Origin of the sequence: Trichocoleus desertorum AS-A10 (assembly GCF_039962155.1) — a bacterium.
GTDB lineage: Bacteria > Cyanobacteriota > Cyanobacteriia > FACHB-46 > FACHB-46 > Trichocoleus.
This window is the reverse complement of the sequence record NZ_JAMPKN010000012.1, coordinates 43,691-61,725: the sequence shown is the minus strand read 5'-3', so window position 1 is coordinate 61,725 and position 18,035 is coordinate 43,691. Positions and strand designations below refer to the sequence as shown.

The window sequence follows — 18,035 nt, the reverse complement described above, 5'->3', positions numbered from 1 at the left end:
GTTGAGTGGATACTCAATGGCTGAAGACGGATGTTCTAGTGATTGGCGGCGGTACGGCGGGAACAATGGCTGCGATCAAGGCTAAGCAAGCAAACCCGGAAGGAGATGTGTTAGTCCTGGAAAAGGCTAACATCCGTCGTAGCGGGGCGATCGCGATGGGCATGGATGGCGTCAATACCGCTGTGATTCCTGGTCACTCTACACCTGAGCAATATGTGCGAGAAGTGACGATCGCCAATGATGGCATTCTAGACCAACGAGCAGTCTACCAAACGGGCAAACTTGGCTACGAGACGATTCAAGAACTGGAGAGCTGGGGCGTTAAGTTCCAAAAGGATGCTCAAGGCAACTATGACTTGAAGCAAGTGCATCGGGTGGGCAAATATGTGCTGCCGATGCCCGAAGGGAAAGATTTAAAGACGATTTTAGCTCGCCAAGTGAAGCGCCACAAAGCCAGAGTCACCAATCGTGTCATGGCTACGCGGATTTTAGTCAAAGACGGTCGGGCGATCGGCGCAGTTGGGTTTGATGTCCGCAATGGTGATTTTGTGGTGATTCAAGCCAAGGCTGTCATTCTCTGTACTGGAGCTTGTGGGCGCTTGGGCTTACCTGCTTCTGGTTATCTCTACGGCACTTACGAGAACCCTACCAATGCAGGAGATGGCTACTCAATGGCCTACCATGCAGGTGCCGAGCTATCTAACATCGAATGTTTTCAGATCAATCCTTTGATGAAGGATTACAACGGTCCCGCCTGCGCTTATGTAGCTAGCCCGTTTGGGGCTTATACCGCTAATGCAGAAGGACATCGCTTCATTAGCTGTGACTACTGGAGTGGCCAGATGATGCTGGAAGTTTGGAAGGAACTGAACTCTGGTAAAGGCCCTGTGCAACTCAAGATGACTCACTTAGATGAGGACACAATTTCTGAGATTGAGTCGGTTCTTTGGGCGAATGAGCGTCCTAGCCGAGGGAGATTTCACGAGGGGCGAGGTGAAAACTATCGCACCCACGGAGTCGAAATGAACATCTCCGAGATTGGTCTGTGCAGCGGTCATAGTGCTTCTGGTGTCCGGGTAAATGAAAAAGCTGAAACCACGGTACCTGGCCTTTATGCGGCGGGGGACATGGCGAGTGTGCCTCACAACTATATGATTGGAGCCTTTGTCTTTGGTCGCTTGGCAGGTACCAACGCCGTGGAATACGGCCAAGATTTAGAGCATGTTGAGCCTGATCAAGAGTTTCTGGAAGCCGAGAGACAGCGCATCTACGCTCCTTTAAGCCGCCCCGACGGTATCCCGCATACGCAAGTAGAGTTTAAGCTACGCCGCTTGGTGAATGATTATCTGCAACCTCCGAAAGTAGATCACAAAATGGAGATTGGCCTCAGACATTTTGTGCGTTATCACGAAGCCCTAGACCAAATGGGAGCCCGCGATCCCCATGAATTAATGCGCTGTATGGAGGTTCATTTTATCCGCGACTGTGCAGAGATGGCGGCAAGAGCTTCTTTGTATCGTCGAGAAAGTCGCTGGGGTCTGTATCACTATCGCGTAGATTGCCCAGAAAAGAACAATGAAGAGTGGTTCTGCCATGTCATTGTGCAGCAAGATGAGACAGGGGAGATGAATCTGTTCAAGCGGCCTGTAGAACCTTATGTGGTGCAGGTAGATTTGGAACGAGAAGTTTATGATGTGGCGGTTCGTTGAAACCGAGCCTCGGGGCACTCGCCCCCAACCCCCGTTGAGGGACGGTTGCATCCCTCAAACTCCCTCCAAAAAAGGTTCGACAGCGTAAGTGAAGCATAGAAAAGGTGGCTACTTAAGAGTTGTAGCAACAAATAGAGAAATGGAATGTAAGTTTGGAGAATATATTATATGGCGTTAGCGACACAACGGGTAGATGTGCCTGTGATTGTGGATGAGTCGAAGTGCTTGGAAAAGTGTACAGCTTGTATTGAAGTATGTCCGCTAGATGTCTTGGCGAAAAACCCTGAGACGGGGAAAGCCTATATGAAATATGACGAGTGTTGGTTCTGCTTGCCCTGCGAGAAGGAGTGCCCTACCAATGCGATCACTGTGAAAATTCCATTCTTGTTGAGGTAAGGAAGAGAGATGTCTGTGGAGACGAATCAAGAACTAAAACCGTGGTTGGAGATGTTGCGATCGCCTGAGGTAAGCGATCGCTTGGTAGCTGTCAAAACTCTGCAACATTTGGGAGATGAGGCAGCGCTAACGCCCCTGGTGACAGCATTGCAAGATGAAAGTACTGTAGTGCAAAAGTTGGCGGTGACAGCGCTTTGGGAGTTGGCGAACCCAGCCGCAGTGCCAGCATTAATCAGTTGTTTGGCTTCTCCTGATGAAGAAATTCGCGAGGAAGCGCAATCAGCTTTAGGCGAGTTGGTTTCTCCCGGTCATCTACTGTTGTTGCTGGATGCTTTGCAGCAAAAGGATACTAACTTACAGTTCCATGCAATGGTGCTGCTGCGTAAAATTCATGATGTGCAATCTCTTCCTTATGTGTTGCCATTTTTTGCTGCCGAGCTGCCAGAACTACGGGAAGCGGCAATTACGACCTTGCGCTACCTAAACCAAGTCGATCGCTGCCAGCCTGCTTTGGCACTCCTACAAGATGCATCAGAAACGGTACGACGATCTGCCGCTTTAACTTTGGGGCATTTGAGCGATGCAGAAGTGGTGCCTTTGTTGAGCCAAGCTCTGACGACTGACGCTGATTGGCAGGTACGCCGGAATGCGGCTAAATCTTTAGCAATTCATGCAGCACCAGCCGCTACCCCAGCGCTTCAGCAAGCCTTGAGTGATGAGCATTGGCAGGTGCGAAAGGCTGTGGCCCAAGCACTTCAGCAGACACCTGATGAACAGGTGATGCCTGGCTTAATTAGGGCCTTGGCGGATGAGTATTCTGATGTGCGGCGAGAAGCGGCGATCGCTCTGGGCAACTTATTGCATCCTGCGGCCATCAATCCCTTGAAACAGGCGCTAGATGATCCAGACAGGGATGTATGCATCTACGCCCAACGAGCTATCCAAAAAATTCAGAACTCCCTCAACGCGACTCCTAATGTTTAGCCACTCTTCTCCTTTTCGTTCTCCTAGTCTCGCCGAAGCACCCCCTGAAGCTGCTTCTGATCCATCATTGCTAGCACGTAAATCAGAGGTAGTGGCTCGCCTCAAACAGGTAGTAGAACCTGTTTTACAGAATGACATTGTCAGCCTGGGTATGGTGCGGAATCTCCGCATTGTGGAGGATTATGTTTATCTGCGGCTGTATGTCGGGGCTCATCAACAGGAACTAGAAGCCGAAGTGCGATCGCGTTTGTCTGACTTAATCTGGTGCAAAAAGCTCTATATTCAGCTTTGCACGATTCCAGGTGTTAAGACCACGTTGGCGATTTCTAGCGGCAAAGGAGGTGTGGGTAAATCAACAGTGTCGGTAAATTTGGCAGCAGCACTAGCCCAACAAGGAGCGAAGGTTGGAATTTTGGATGCTGATGTCTATGGTCCTAATATTCCACAGATGTTGGGTCTCGACCAGACAGAAGTACAGATTGTGGAGACTCCAGCAGGACAAAGATTTGTGCCACTGAAAGCTTACGGTATCAAGGTGATGTCGGTGGGACTATTGGCAGAACCCGATCATCCCTTGGCGTGGCGGGGGCCTGTACTTCACAAAATCATCACTCAGTTTATCCAAGAGGTAGAGTGGGGCGAGTTGGATTACTTATTGATCGATCTCCCACCTGGCACTGGTGATGCCCAAATCACGATTATTCAGGAGAGCCCAATTCGGGGTGTCTTGTTGGTTACGACTCCTCAGCAAGTTGCAGTTGCGGATGTCCGCCGGAGTATCCATATGTTTCGACGGGTGGGAGTTCCGGTGCTGGGCATTATCGAGAACATGAGTTACTTGGTTTGTGGTAGTTGTGGCGATCGCACCCCTATTTTTGGCAGTGGCGGCGGCCAGCAGTTAGCAACTGAGTTGCAAGCGCCTTTACTCGGAGAAGTGCCGATCGCGGCTCCTATTTGTCAAGGCGGAGATGCAGGCCAACCGATTGCGATCGCAGACCCCAACGCCTTGGCGAGTCAGGTATTTCAACAGATTGCAGCTGGCATTCACCAAACTTTCCAACTTCCGGGGATGGGTAACTAATGGGGAACGGTAGCTGTGGGAGTTGTGTCTACTTCTACAACTCTCCTCTTACCCCAAGACTCACAGCATGTCTCGTTGGTTCCAATTCTGGCTCTCTCTCAGTGTCCTCACGATCACCATTGCCGAAAATCTTGCGCTCCCTAGTTACCAAGCGATCGCTCAACTGCCTCCAGTCGCAGCCTGCAATTTGGCATCGCCACAGGACAATGAAGTCTTAACCCTTCTGGATCAAGCCCGTATTGAGTTAGATAACAGAAATACAGAAGCTGCAACTCGCTACTTGCAAGCAGCCTTCCCTAATGCCCTCCAACTGAGCAATGCTGGTAAAGCAGAACTAATTCAGCAATGGCTTTTAGATCCCTACGAAGGACATTCGGTTTCACGGTTACAGCGGTTGATGCAGCAAGCGGAGACCCAAAAGTCATCGGCTTCCATGCGACCTCTGCTAGACCAGCTCTTGCAGCTCACCAATCGCCTCACCGCCAGCCATAGTTTTGTCAAAACCAGAGGCCTAGCCGCGATCGCCCATCATTATGTAAACCTGGGTCAGCCTCAACAGGCAAAATTGGCACTCAGCCAAGCACAGCAGGCAGCTCGCTCGATTCAAGGTCCCATTTTTACAGCCCAAGCCCTTACGGATGTGGCAGCAGGCTATGCGGCGCTGAGTTCGAGCAGTGCTGCCAGTAAAAACCAAGCCCAAACGGCTCAGGCAGTCTTAGCTCAAGTTGAGCAAGCGATAAAGCAGATTCCACCCAACACGTCTGAGTCTCTGCAAGCCGCACTTTGGCCTCGGTTAGCTGCTATCTACGCTCAGATCGGCGACTATGCGAAAGCCAATCAAACCGTTGCTAGATTGCCTAAGAATTCTGAGTCCCAATCCTTTGCTCAGCGTGGCGTGGTAGAAGCTTACATTGCCGCTCAAAACCTCAGCACCGCCGAACAACTGACTCAAGCGATCGCCACGCCTGTTCAGAAAGGATTGGCTTTGGGAAAACTCGCTGTTGGTTATAGCCAAGCGAAGCAACCTCAAAAAGCCACTCAACTGCTACGCCAAGCGGTGCAACTCGCACAATCTCCCACGGCAGGACTTGATGCCATTACTCAAGACGCTCTGCTAAAAGCGATCGTGGAATCCTATTTGCAAGTAGGACAGCGAGATGAAGCTTTCCAGTTAGCCAAAACTGCGCTGAAAGGGTCTCAGACTGAAGCTATTAGAGCGGTGGCGATCGCCTATGCTCAGGCTGGGCAAAACAATTCAGTGCGCCAATTGTTATCTGAGCGACTCCGCACCATTGAAGCGATGCCACCAAGCTGGGATCGGCAGTTGGTGTCACCGAGCTTGCTGCAACTGGTGATGGATACACAACAGTTTGAATGGGTTCGTCAGGAATGGCCTCGCCTTGCCGCCCTGGATTACGGTCTACAAGATGATCGGGTAGTAAAAATGGCCACTGCTTACGCCCAGTCAGGACAGCACCATCAAGCGCTTCAGTGGGCGAAGGAGCTTCCCATCAGCGATCGCCCTTTATTACAGGTTAAGCTGATGACCGCGATCGCCCGTGAGGCTCACCGTCAAGGTGAAACCCAATGGGCGAATGAATTGCTCCAGCAAACTTTACAAAGCCTCGACCCATTGCTGCGAGCTTATGACGAGCGAATTAAACGCGAAGGAGGCGATCTCCTCGAACGCGATCGCTTTAAACCCCAATCTTTGGCCCTCGTGGCCCTTGTCTATGCTCAGAGCAACCAAGCAGAACCCACTCGCAGATTGCTCCAGCAAGTCAGCCAACTGGATGTTAATATGAGCGATCCAGCGATCGCACCTCCAGACCCCAATCCCTTCGCCCTCTTTATGGCAACCGAGCAATATGTCGGCGCTTTACAATTGGCTCAAGCGACTAAAAACCCAGAAATTCGGATTGCCCGATTACAAAGCAGCGCTACCGCCTTACTGAAGCAGAATCGGTTTGATTTGGTGTTGCCAGTGGTAGATCAAATCACCGCTGCCGATCGCAAAACTCAAATGCTGCTGGCGATCGCCCAACGCTACGGTGAACTTCAACAAGTAGACAAAGCCTTGCCGATTCTGGCGCAAGCCTTCCGTGTCGCCCAAAGCATTTCTGGAGAGGAATCTCGGGTGGATCGCTTCGGAACCGATGGTGCAACTGTCATGGAGGCATCCGATGACCGGGGCAGCCTGATAGAAGCGATCGCAGTGCAGTATGCTCGCTTCCAGCAACCCACCCAAGCCCTGAAAGTTGCCAACACTTTGCAAGCCAAAGAAACTCGTGAGCAAGCCCTTCAAGCCGTAAAGTGTGCTTTTAGTCTCAAGGTTTGATCCAACTTGTAACCATCGTGCTGTATCAACTTTGCCCCACAACTGCTTAGAAATCGAGTTAGAGCGATCGCGAAGCTACAAACAGCAGAGTGCGCTCAAATTCCAGTGCTGCGCCTCAGACCAGAAGTTGATATTGCCCAGACTGCCTAATCTCAGCAATCAGTCGTTAGCTGGAAAATTGATGGACTTAAGAATTGCTTAAATCTCCCTATGTATCAATACTTTCATCCGTTTAAGTGTTCACAATAAAGGTGAAGTAATGGGACGAAGGGATCTACGTGAACGGGGACGAGTTTATTGAACAGATTCACGATGTGCAGCAACGAGTAGCAGAACTCCAAGAGGATGCGACCCAACTGCCATCGCTGCAAAAAAGCCGATTGACAGAATCCCTGGAGAGGCTGACCGCAGCTTTAAGAGATTTACAAGTTGCTGAGGAAGCCATTCGGCTGCTACTGTCTGCTGTACAGCAATCGCGCGACTCCATCATCATTACCACGGCCCATGTCGATCCGCCAGGGCCAGAAATCGTTTACGTTAATCCCGCCTTCAGTGAGATGACTGGTTATGCGAGCGAGGAAGTGCTTGGCAAAACTCCCCGGTTACTCCAAGGCCCTGATACCGATCGTCAGCTGCTTCAAGACTTACGCCAGCATTTGATTGATGGAGAACCTTTTCACGGTGAGGCAATCAACTACCGAAAGGATGGAACCGAATATTATGTGGAGTGGAACCTCACGCCGATTCGGGATGTGCAGCAAACCATTACCCACTTCGTCGCAATTCAACGAGATATTAGCGATCGCAAACGCTTAGAGCAAGAACGAGAGCATTTATTACAGCAAGAGCAAGCTGCGCGGAATGAAGCAGAAGCAGCGAATCGGACCAAGGATGAATTTTTGGCGATGCTCTCTCATGAACTGAGAACTCCCCTGACACCCATTTTGGGTTGGGCTAAGATGTTGAGAACTAAGCAGCTGTCAGAAGCCAAGCGACAAGAGGCGTTAGATGCGATCGAGCAAAGTGCGAAACGCCAATCTCAAGTCGTAGACGACCTGCTCGATCTCTCTCGGATTGTCCAAGGTAAATTAACTCTCAATCTCACTTCAGTATCATTGGCAACCCCCATTACTGCGGCGTTAGAAACGGTGCGTTTGTCTGCGGAAGCAAAATCTATTCGAGTAGAGACAAAGCTAGACCCAACGGTTGAGCCAGCCATTGGTGATACGGGCAGACTGCAACAAGTGTTTTGGAATCTGCTTTCAAATGCCATTAAATTCACCCCTTACAAAGGTCACATTCAGTTAGAACTGAAGCAAGTTGAGCAATATGCTCAAATCACGATTACCGATAGTGGGCAGGGAATTCATCCAGAGTTCTTACCGTTCGTATTTAATCGGTTTCGTCAGCAAGACAGTTCAATTACACGGCAATTTGGTGGCTTGGGGCTGGGCTTGTCCATCTCGCGGCAGTTGGTAGAAGCGCATGGGGGCACCATTACAGTCAACAGCGCTGGAGAAGGCAAAGGGGCAACTTTTACAGTGCGGCTTCCCCTCATACCGCACACTTCCCCAACGGAGGCTCCTAACTCATCACCCGACCGATCGCCGAGTTTGGCAGGCACCCAGGTTTTGGTTATAGATGACGAACCTTTTACGCTAAAGTTCATCACTTTTGCCCTAGAAGAGGCAGGTGCAGCCGTTACTGCTGTCACTTCTGGGCAAGCAGCGCTGCAAGCTCTGAGCCAATCTAATTTTGATGTATTACTGAGTGATATTGGGATGCAGGAGATGGATGGCTATGCTTTAATTCGGCAGATTCGTTCTTCTCGGCCAAATCGAGATCTGCCAGCGATCGCCCTCACTGCTTATGCGACTGAAGACAACTGCCAAAAAGTATTGTCGGCTGGCTTTCAACAACATTTAGCTAAACCCGTTGAGCCAGAAGCTTTAATTGCAGCGATCGCACTAGCCTTAGAACAAACGTCAACTCTATCGCGGAATAGTTAAGACTGTCTTGAGAATATCTTTGGAGGGAATCTCGAAGCGATCGCCTGAGGTAGGATACTTGGCGACTGAAGAAGTATGATCTCCCAAGGTTAGAATTAGCAGTAGACGGTTAACACCATGAGAAGTACCTATGTTCGGCCATGACATCATTGTGATTGGTACATCGGCGGGTGGGCTGAAGGCACTAAGCAAAATTGTGGGTAACCTACCTGCTGACCTCAATGCTGTCATCTTTATTGTTCAACATATTGCCCCAGATAAGCCTAGTTTGCTGCCAAGCATCCTAGAAGATGTTTGTGATTTTCCAGTTACGCATCCCCAAGATGGGGAGAAGTTTCAAAAAGGGCGAATTTATATTGCCCCACCTGATCATCATTTGTTGGTGTATCAAGGGCAAATGCGAGTGGTGCGAGGGCCGCAAGAGAATCGATTTAGACCCGCGATCGATGCCTTATTCCGCTCAGCCGCACGTGCCTATGGCCCTAGAGTTGTAGGTGTGGTGCTCACAGGCTATCTGGATGATGGCACTGTAGGTCTCCAAGCAGTTAAAAAGCGGGGCGGAGTTGCTATAGTGCAAGATCCTCACGAGGCACAGTATTCTAGCATGCCTAACAGCGCCTTGAGGTATGCCTCAGTAGACCACTGCCTATGCTTGGCGGAGATTGCAGAGTTATTGGTGTCTTTGACGAAGGAACCCGCAGCGGAGGAGAAAACGTACCCAATCACTCAAGAAATAGAGTTTGAATCTAATATTGCTGAACAGCAGATGAATACGCAGCAGTTTCTAGAGAATGTTGAGAAGATTGGCCAGCGTACAACCTATAGCTGTCCTGAGTGTAACGGCAGTATTTGGCAAATTGGTGATGGGGATTTACTGCGGTTTCGCTGCCATATAGGGCATGCTTTTACAGCGAATATCTTTCTGTCTGAGCAGACTAAGAATATAGAGAATACTTTATGGTCGGCTGTGCGAGCTTTGGAGGAGAAAGTGACGCTCTCACGCCAAATGGCTCAACGGATGAAAAATATCAATCTGTCTACCGTAGCAACAAAATACGAAAATAACGCGCAAAAAATAGATGAAGAGGTGTCAGCGCTGCGGAACTTGATTCTTACGGGCTTTGCCACAAAACAAAATATATTCTTCAAAGATGAGGAGTTAGAGGAGGGGCTGTAACCTTGCGATCGCCCTCTATCCTTCAGGCCTCTCCCTAAATCCCTCTCCGTTTGGAAAGGGGTTATGAATTCTTATCTAACCCTCGCGCTAGAGATACTTTGTTGGTTGGAGATGTCTAATAGGAGAGCATAAAAGGAAAGTTGACGATCGCCAAGCTAGCCGAATCGATTGAAACTTATGTTGTTAATTGGCACCAGTGGTTGGGTCTATAAACATTGGATGGGATTGTTCTACCCAGCGCAGATGCCTGGTGAGCAGCAGTTACCTTTCTATGCAGAGCAATTTCCTAGCGTAGAAGTCAATTTCTCCTTTTATCGCTTACCAGAGCGATCGGTGTTTGAGCATTGGCGGGTGCAAACTCCGGATAAGTTTCTATTTGCCGTTAAAGGTAGCCGCTATCTCACTCACATGAAGAAGCTGAAAGATCCTGAAGAGCCCTTAGAGCGACTAATGGAGCGAGCTAGCGGTCTGCAAGAAAAGCTGGGGCCGATTTTGTTCCAGTTTCCTCACACTTGGCATCTCAATCTCGATCGCCTGCAACCATTTTTAGACTTGCTCCAGAATTATCCGCAACAGCATTACACATTAGAGTTTCGCCATACTAGTTGGCTGATTCCAGAAGTTTACCAACGATTAGAGAAGGCAGGAGTAGCGCTGTGTCTCCCTGTTAGCCCCGCCGTTCCCTTAGACATTTGCCTCACCGCTCCCTGGACCTACATTCGGATGCACTCTGGTCAGGAAGGTACAGGCTACAGCGATGCGGAATTGCTAACTTGGGCGGCCCAAATTCGTTCGTTCTTGGCGCAGGACATTAATGTCTATGTCTATTTCAATAATGATCCAGAAGGCCACGCCATCCGCGATGCCCTACGTCTCAAAACATTGATTGATTCCGATGCCAAACAATAAGCGATCGCCCTACGTACCTAGTCCCCTTTCTGCGCGGGAAGGGGACTAGGGGGTTAGGTTTATGTTCTCTGGCAAAGATACCGATCAATCGCGTCATCTAGAGATGGCAGCAAGATTCCCCGTTCGCTACTGAGGGCGCTGTAAACGGGTCGAGAAGCAGCCCAGCCTAAATCTTTGGTAGGCCGAGCCTCAATCACTGCGGTATCCAATCCAGCGAGATTTGCCACAGTTTGGGCTAACTCGGACCAAGCGATCGCCCCTGAGTTCGCCAAGTGCCAGATGCCACATTCCCCATCAATCAGGAGATCCAGCGTGTTATTGACGAGATCGGGGACATAGGTGGGGGATACTACTGCATCTTCCGCTGCGATAAAGGGCTGACCGGAGGCCAGAGTTCGCAGGGCGATCGCGAGAAAGTTATGTTCATCCCAAGGACCGAAAAAGGCGCTGGTACGAATCACTAAGGAACAGGGATGGTTAGCAAGTACCCGTTGTTCGGCGATCGCTTTGCTGTGTCCATATACATTTAGAGGTGCCACTTCACAGCTTTCGACATAAGGTTCCGCTCGGTTGCCGTCGAACACCAAATCCGAAGAGAAGGTGACGAAGGCAGCTCCATGATTCGCACAAGTCTCCGCTAAAATTGCCGCTCCATCTGTATTAATGAACCGACATAGGTCTGGTTCTCGCTCCGCATCATCAACTCGGACGTAGCCTGCCGTATTCACCACCGCCCAAGGTTTTAGCTCTGCGATGACGTGATCAACAGAATCTGGATTGGTGATGTCCATATCCTGACGAGACAGCAACTGGTAAGGAATGCCACGGACTTCACAAAGGCGGGCAAAAGCCTTGCCTAGCGTTCCAGTTGCACCCGTGATCAAAAGCGGTGGCGTTGAGGCAGCAGAAGTTTGGGCACCTCCCAACGCTTGGCTTCTAGTACTTGGCTTCCAATGCTTGGCTTCTGACTCGTGCCTATTGGTTTTTGATTCCTGATTTTTACCTTCTAGCTGCTGATCTCCTGGTTCTCCTGTGTAGTTCACAGGTGGATACAGCAACCGTTCTGGGCGTTGCCACCAACCGGGAACAGTGAGCAAAGGATGATGGAATTCGTTGCCTTCAGCTAACTGACGTAGCATCTGAGCTAAGGCAGTAGGCCGAGGCTGAGGCGATCTGAGGTCAAATACACCGGGTTCGTAGTAGCCGTCTGATCGCGTTAGCAGGCTATTCCAGTCATAAGCCCCTAGCAGCGACCAGGCGGTAACGGCTCGAATATCTACACCGTCAATTCGAAGTTGTTGAGCTGCTTCCCAGATTTCCTTGAGCCAGCGCAACTGTTCTTCTCTGGTGCAACCCAAATGTACCTCTGTCACCGCGATCGGTAACTGGTAGCGCTCCCAAACCTCTTTGAGTAGGGTCTGGGCATCGCAAATTCCTTCTACGCAGACCCGGACCGCTTCTACATCGGCATACTGATGCTTGCCGTTGCCTCCGTGGGTATGACCAGGATAACGCTCTAGCCGCTCATCTAAAAAGCGATCGCTCGTGAGATAGCGGTTAATGCCCATAATGTCCGGTGGGCAAGGATGGTCCAAAAACCAAGTGAGTTCGGCTTCGCCAATCCCAACTAGCTCTCGCAGATACTCCCAAAGGGGATGCTCGCGATCGACTCGACCGCAGAGTAGATCAAGACTGAGCCAGCGACGATTGTTCTCGAATTCTGCCTGGTAAGCCAGCAAAGGAGTGCTGAATATCTTGCCTAAATCTTCGGTTTGTACCAGTTGGGCGCTCGGATTAATTTGCCGAATCGCTTGCATCGAAAGCACAACAGCGCGGCATTGATTGAGTAATGCCTGGATAAAAGCCAACCCATCCCGCTTGTGAGGATACCAGTGGCCGTAGAGAGCACTGAAGCGAGCTGTGGTCAGAGGTTCATTAACCGGAGTGTAATGAGTAATCCAGGGATAGCGAGTTGCTACCGCATGAGCAAATTCCGCTAGCTTTTCCGGAAAAGCGGGATCAAGCAAGTTGGTATCTCTGGGACCGCTACCATGATGCACAAGCCCCAGAATGGGTCGAATGCCCAAATCATCCAATCGTTCTAATCGCTGGTCTAACCAAGACCAATCTGCTTGCGCTAATCCATTGGGAGCAATTCGTTCCCAGAGGGCAGGATAGCGGATGGCTGTAATGCCTAAAGAATCGAATAGATCTAGATCTTCGATACGATTAAGGTGACCGTTACGTTCTAGTTGATCAAAGTATTGGTCGCCGATACGATTTACGGTGCATTCAATACCAGCCCACAATTCCAGGTTAGCGGCTGAATTTGCGCTATTGGCTACTGAGTTACTAGACGCAACATTAACTGGAGAAGACTGCTCCTCACTCCTCGTATTGGCTATCATGCTTGTTTATTCTGGGTCATGCTAAAAAGTGCATTAAAGGTCAATTAGCAGGTGGATCTTTCGTTGATGACTGATGAAAGATCCACCGCTAAAGTAGGCGTTCTAGTCTGCCTTAGTAGATAAGGATTTGCTGGAACCATTCTTCTCTATGTTTTTAGCAGGAGATGAATTGGCAGCATGGGTAAGAGAAGTTTGATCCAAGTTGATTTCGGATCTGCGATCGCTGCTAGGAGATTTAGCCGATACGCGAGCGGCAACGCTTGCCTCTTCGGGGTGCCAACTGGGTCGCTCTGTGATTTTGGCGTAGACGGATAGGGCTTGAGCGACTACTTGATCCATGTTGTAGTACTTGTAGGTAGCCAATCGTCCGACAAAATGTACTCCAGGTGTTGAGTCGGCTAGTGCTTTGTACTGCTTGTAAAGTTCAGCATTCTCAGGGCGAGGCACGGGGTAGTAAGGATCTCCCTCAGCCTTGGGATATTCATACACTAGGCTGGTCTTGGTATGCTCCTGACCCGTGAGATATTTGAACTCAGTAACACGGGTGTAGAGATGTTCGTTGGGATAGTTAACCACTGCTGCGGGCTGATGCACGGATTCATTCAGCGTTTCATGCTTGAAGTCGAGCGATCGGTAAGGTAGCTTCCCGTAGCGATAATCGAAGAACTCATCCACGGGGCCAGAGTAGATCATTTCCTTGAAAGGAATCATCTTTTGGATTTCTCGGTAGTCCACATTCAACATCACTTTGATGTTGGGGTGAGACAGCATGTTTTCAAACATGCGAGTGAAGCCGTGCAATGGCATCGCTTGGTAGGTATCGGTAAAGTAGCGATCGTCTCTATTGGTACGAGTCGGAACGCGAGCTGTGACCGACTTATCGAGTTCCGAGGGATCGATGCCCCATTGCTTGATCGTGTAGTTGCGGAAGAACTTCTCGTACAGTTCCCGTCCTACTTTGCTAACTACTACATCTTCGGAGGTGCGGATAGATTCTTTAGGTTCCGCAACTGAGGCAAAGAAATCATTCAGTTCAAAGGAAGTGAGATTTAAGCCATACAGCTTATTGATAGTGTCCAAGTTAATGGGCATGGGCACCAATTGACCATCGACACTAGCTAGAACTCGGTGTTCGTAACGCCGCCACTCGGTGAAGTTGGACAGATACTCAAAGACATCACGCGAGTTGGTGTGAAAGATGTGAGGGCCATACTTGTGTACTAAAATGCCCGCATCGTTGTAATGGTCGTAAGCATTGCCACCAATATGATTGCGGCGATCGCAAACCAATACCTTTTTGCCTAACTGGCTTGCCAAGCGCTCCGCCAGAACGCTACCTGAGAATCCTGCACCCACAATTAGGTAGTCGAACATTGAAATACCTCTCTTTTAGTAAATGGTTGGAGCTTTCGTTGCCATCTTTGGCATCGCTGAAAGCTCTAGTTTCGGTGTCTGAGCCATTCGTCTTCACAGTGCCTGTGGGCACCTATGACTCATCACCGCAGGTTTGTAAATGTCTGTATTTGTCTTATGTCTTAAATCGCTGGCATCTAGTCATCTAAAGCTTGAAGACTAGTGACGAACTGGGTTGGCTAGACACTCGAAACAGATTCTGAGAGAACGGCTGTCGGCTTGGGCGTTGACTCGACCTGCTTACTCGCGATCGCCGACTCAATCAGTTGCAACATCGCCGCCCAAGTTTTATCCCAAGAAGTCTGGGCCAAGAAGGCGTCCACTTGATGCCGCCATTCTATATCTTGCTGAGCCTGTTGCATGGCTGCTTCGGCGGCTGTCACGAACTCAGATGCCGTATCAGCGATATGAACTAAGCCTTGCTCTGCGTAAGGCCGCACCACATCTCGAATTGAGGTGGAAACCACAGGCTTGCCAGCAGCGAGATATTCTGGAGTTTTGGTCGGGCTGATGAAGCGCGTCGATTCATTCAGCGCAAAAGGCAACAAGGCGACATCCCATCCTGCCAGATATTGCGGTAGCTCTGGATAGGATTTGCCACCTAGATAGTGAATGTTCGGGTGGCGGGGCAGAGTCTCTGGGTCGATTTTGACCACAGGACCAATAATCACCAAATGCCAATCAGGTCTGGCTTGAGCAATGCCATCTATTAGGTCCAGGTTCATCCGTTCGTCTATAACACCATAGAAACCTAGACGAGGATGAGGAATAGCTGCTTGGTCGGCTGGATCTGTGGCGATCGCTCTGGCTTGGGCAAAGTGTTCTGCTTCAATGCTGCTAGGGAAGGCGTAGGCATGAGGATGCTGATGGCGTTTCGCTTCGTACAGGCTTTGGCCACCTGTAAATACCAAATCAGCTCGTTGGAATAGTTGGTCTTCAAACTCTCTGAGTTCCGGGGGGGCTCCCTTAAAGGCAGCTAGTTCATCCATACAGTCATAAACGACTGCTGCGGCCTGCAAATGACTGGTGAACGCCAAGGCCATCGGCGTGTAGTACCAGAGAATCGGGTTGGCGATCGCATACTCAGCAAACAGATCATCTATCAAGCTCTGTTGCATGGCAGTGACCATCTCTGCTTTCAAGCCACTGGGGAGATGGGGCACAACTACTGACACGCCACATTCCCGTTTGCCGACTTCCAGCCACCAATCATCTCCTGCTTCAAAGATGGGTTCCTCAACAAAAAAGACTCTACGTCCCTGAGCACAACGACTTAAAAGATGTTGCGGTCGCTGATAAACAAAATCCCACCGTAAGTGGGACAAACAAACCAAATCAGATGTACCTGGGAAGAACCATTCAACATCTGAAAGAGAAAAGCTAGCAGTCTGCGATTCTGATGTTGATGTATCTTGCAAAGATAACTTTCTTATAGGTCTCATCTTAGTACTATTACTGATTGATGCGGGGTCAGGTGGAGTCATGATTCAACCTAGTTTTATTTAGGTGGAAAGCTCTAATCTTAATTCACAATAATTCCTTATTACTTTTAAAAGCTTCTATTCAACGGTAGATGTGAAATCTATCTTCAGACAGAGATAAGTATTAAAATAACTTGTAGCTTCGAGGCTTTGTAGGCGCTAAAGTGATTTAATATCAGTGTTTTTGGCTTTTTATCTAGTTTTGTTGCAATATCTACAATTAGGGACACCCAGATTTACGTCATTAGTAGGATATGAAGCTTTTGAGAAATCTGAGTTAATTGCCAAATTGGATGCCAAGTTAAATGTCAATTACTAGATTGATGCAAGTAATTAGATTTGGCTTTGAATTTTATATTGACTCATCTTCAATCTAAGGATTTGCATGTTATTGATTGATATAAAAATTTTATTTTAGAATTAAGACAAATTAAGTTTTTAATTCTGAAGCATTTCTTAAATAGAAATACCCAAAGAAATCCACATCCTATCTATCAAGGCACACCAATCTCATGATTTTAGTAACCGGGGGAGCAGGGTATATTGGCTCCCATGCTGTTATGGAATTACAACGAGCAGGTTATGAGGTGATGGTTTTAGATAACCTCTCTTATGGCCATCGGGAAATTGTTGAGGAAGTCTTACGAGTAAAACTAGTCGTAGGGGATATTAGCGATCGCGCCCTACTCGATCAACTATTCTCTACCTATCCTATTACCGCAGTTATGCACTTTGCGGCCTACATTGCTGTAGGTGAGTCTGTTACAGATCCCGCTAAGTATTACCGCAACAACGTTACAGGCACTCTAACGCTCTTGGAAGCGATGACCGCAGCGTCTATAAAGCAGTTTGTGTTTTCTTCAACTTGTGCGCTGTATGGCATTCCTAAGTTTGTGCCAATCACAGAAGAGCATCCGCAAGACCCGATCAGCCCCTATGCCACTACAAAGCAGACCGTGGAGCACATTCTGTCGGATTTTGATGTAGCTTATGGTCTGAAGTCAGTTCGCTTCCGCTATTTCAACGCAGCTGGAGCGCATCCCAATGGTCAACTCGGTGAGGACCATGCGCCTGAAACCCACTTAATTCCTCTTGTGTTGATGGCTGCCTTAGGTAAATTACCCGCCATCCAGATTCTAGGGACCGATTACCCTACACCAGATGGCACTTGCGTCCGTGACTACATTCACGTCAGCGACCTGGCTCAAGCTCACGTTCAAGGATTGCAGTATCTGGAAAACGGTGGGGCCAGTGACGTGTTCAACTTGGGTAATGGCCTAGGATTCTCAGTCCGCGAAGTGATTGAAGCCGCTCGCGAAGTCACTGGCCGAGAAATTCCTGTAGTAGAGCGCGATCGCCGCCCTGGAGACCCTCCGGTTTTAGTGGGTAGCAGCGACAAAGCCAGAAATGTGTTGGGTTGGAAACCCGAATACGCTGACTTGAAACAAATTTTGACTCACGCTTGGCAATGGCACCAACAACGGCATGGTCAGCATACGCCTGTGCCACAGTAGCCACAATGTGAAGCTTATGAAGCTTTGAAAGCAAGCTCAAGTCCTAGCAAGGCCTAACCCCCAGCCCCTCTCCGATGTGGAGAGGGGCTGGGGGTTATATAGGGCTCCCCTGCCCTATCAGGGAAGAGGCTGGGGGTTAGGTCTCACAGTTTTTAAGATTCTGGAACAGAAGGATATCTCACAGTCAGCACTGTAGAGTCTTCCTCTGCCAGCCAACCATGAGAGAGACCGGGCAACCACAGGGCGTAATCCCCTTCTTGAGCCAGCACTACCTCGCGATCGGGGAACTGCAAGCGAAAGCGACCCTTGATCAAAATTGAAAGCGTCGTCGCTTGGTGATTGACCCCCCATTCTTGCCTACTGTCCCCAGCGGAGTGAGTCCCCCACTTAACCTCCACAGCCGACGTAGCGCGGGGATCATCGGCTGGCGTCACAAAGTACCCCATAAACCAACCGCGACGGGTTTTTCCTTCGGTGTAACTATTGCCAACAATAATTTGTGGTGAATCAGCCATTTTTTTAAGAATTTTCAATAACAATTTGGTGAATTATAGCTTTGAGAATCGTCAAGTTTTGTGTTGATAGTTAGTAGTGATTGTCACACTATTTATTCAGA

General features: G+C 49.3%; 14 protein-coding genes. 10 read left to right on the top strand and 4 right to left on the bottom strand.

Features of this window, described 5'->3' with window-relative positions:
* The first annotated feature begins 5 nt into the window (after positions 1-5).
* The 8 genes from NDA01_RS16685 (at position 6) to NDA01_RS16650 (ending at position 10,603) form a co-directional block, all read left to right on the top strand.
* Complete coding sequence (locus NDA01_RS16685) at positions 6-1,709, top strand: fumarate reductase/succinate dehydrogenase flavoprotein subunit (protein ID WP_190557540.1); 1,704 nt, start codon at positions 6-8, stop codon at positions 1,707-1,709.
* A gap of 168 nt (positions 1,710-1,877) precedes the next feature.
* Positions 1,878-2,105 (top strand): 4Fe-4S dicluster domain-containing protein, encoded by a 228-nt coding sequence (locus tag NDA01_RS16680; RefSeq protein WP_190554764.1) that lies wholly within the window; start codon positions 1,878-1,880, stop codon positions 2,103-2,105.
* A 9-nt stretch (positions 2,106-2,114) separates the two neighbouring features.
* Positions 2,115-3,089: a HEAT repeat domain-containing protein gene (locus NDA01_RS16675; RefSeq protein ID WP_348228817.1), complete on the top strand. Its 975-nt coding sequence runs from the start codon at positions 2,115-2,117 to the stop codon at positions 3,087-3,089.
* A complete protein-coding gene (locus tag NDA01_RS16670; protein WP_348228816.1) occupies positions 3,082-4,170 on the top strand; it encodes an Mrp/NBP35 family ATP-binding protein in 1,089 nt (362 codons plus the stop codon). The genes NDA01_RS16675 and NDA01_RS16670 overlap by 8 nt, the downstream gene beginning before the upstream one ends.
* A 67-nt stretch (positions 4,171-4,237) precedes the next feature.
* Positions 4,238-6,508 carry a hypothetical protein gene (locus NDA01_RS16665; protein ID WP_348228815.1) on the top strand — a complete coding sequence of 757 codons (2,271 nt, stop codon included), beginning with the start codon at positions 4,238-4,240 and terminating at the stop codon, positions 6,506-6,508.
* 278 nt (positions 6,509-6,786) lie between these two features.
* On the top strand, positions 6,787-8,517 hold the full coding sequence (locus NDA01_RS16660) for an ATP-binding response regulator (protein ID WP_348228814.1): 1,731 nt from the start codon (positions 6,787-6,789) through the stop codon (positions 8,515-8,517).
* A gap of 130 nt (positions 8,518-8,647) precedes the next feature.
* Positions 8,648-9,694 carry a chemotaxis protein CheB gene (locus NDA01_RS16655; RefSeq protein ID WP_348228813.1) on the top strand — a complete coding sequence of 349 codons (1,047 nt, stop codon included), beginning with the start codon at positions 8,648-8,650 and terminating at the stop codon, positions 9,692-9,694.
* A gap of 177 nt (positions 9,695-9,871) precedes the next feature.
* A complete protein-coding gene (locus tag NDA01_RS16650; RefSeq protein ID WP_348228812.1) occupies positions 9,872-10,603 on the top strand; it encodes a DUF72 domain-containing protein in 732 nt (243 codons plus the stop codon).
* Between the two features lie 59 nt (positions 10,604-10,662).
* On the opposite strand, the gene NDA01_RS16645 is transcribed toward NDA01_RS16650, so the two are convergent.
* Positions 10,663-13,011, bottom strand: coding sequence for a family 1 glycosylhydrolase (locus NDA01_RS16645; protein WP_348228811.1), 2,349 nt, complete (start codon positions 13,009-13,011; stop codon positions 10,663-10,665).
* A gap of 102 nt (positions 13,012-13,113) precedes the next feature.
* On the bottom strand, positions 13,114-14,385 hold the full coding sequence (gene glf / locus NDA01_RS16640; protein ID WP_348228810.1) for a UDP-galactopyranose mutase: 1,272 nt from the start codon (positions 14,383-14,385) through the stop codon (positions 13,114-13,116).
* Here glf and NDA01_RS16635 point away from each other — a divergent pair.
* A complete protein-coding gene (locus NDA01_RS16635; protein ID WP_348228809.1) occupies positions 14,385-14,573 on the top strand; it encodes a hypothetical protein in 189 nt (62 codons plus the stop codon). The genes glf and NDA01_RS16635 overlap by 1 nt on opposite strands.
* 30 nt (positions 14,574-14,603) lie before the next feature.
* Here NDA01_RS16635 and NDA01_RS16630 read toward each other — a convergent pair whose 3' ends face one another.
* Positions 14,604-15,749: a glycosyltransferase family 1 protein gene (locus NDA01_RS16630; RefSeq protein ID WP_431193427.1), complete on the bottom strand. Its 1,146-nt coding sequence runs from the start codon at positions 15,747-15,749 to the stop codon at positions 14,604-14,606.
* 668 nt (positions 15,750-16,417) lie between these two features.
* On the opposite strand from NDA01_RS16630, the gene galE reads away from it, so the two are divergent.
* Positions 16,418-17,419 (top strand): UDP-glucose 4-epimerase GalE, encoded by a 1,002-nt coding sequence (gene galE, locus NDA01_RS16625; RefSeq protein ID WP_348228808.1) that lies wholly within the window; start codon positions 16,418-16,420, stop codon positions 17,417-17,419.
* 152 nt (positions 17,420-17,571) lie between these two features.
* Here the strand turns inward: galE and NDA01_RS16620 are convergent, their stop codons facing one another.
* On the bottom strand, positions 17,572-17,934 hold the full coding sequence (locus NDA01_RS16620; RefSeq protein ID WP_190441650.1) for a signal peptidase I: 363 nt from the start codon (positions 17,932-17,934) through the stop codon (positions 17,572-17,574).
* Positions 17,935-18,035 lie beyond the last annotated feature (101 nt).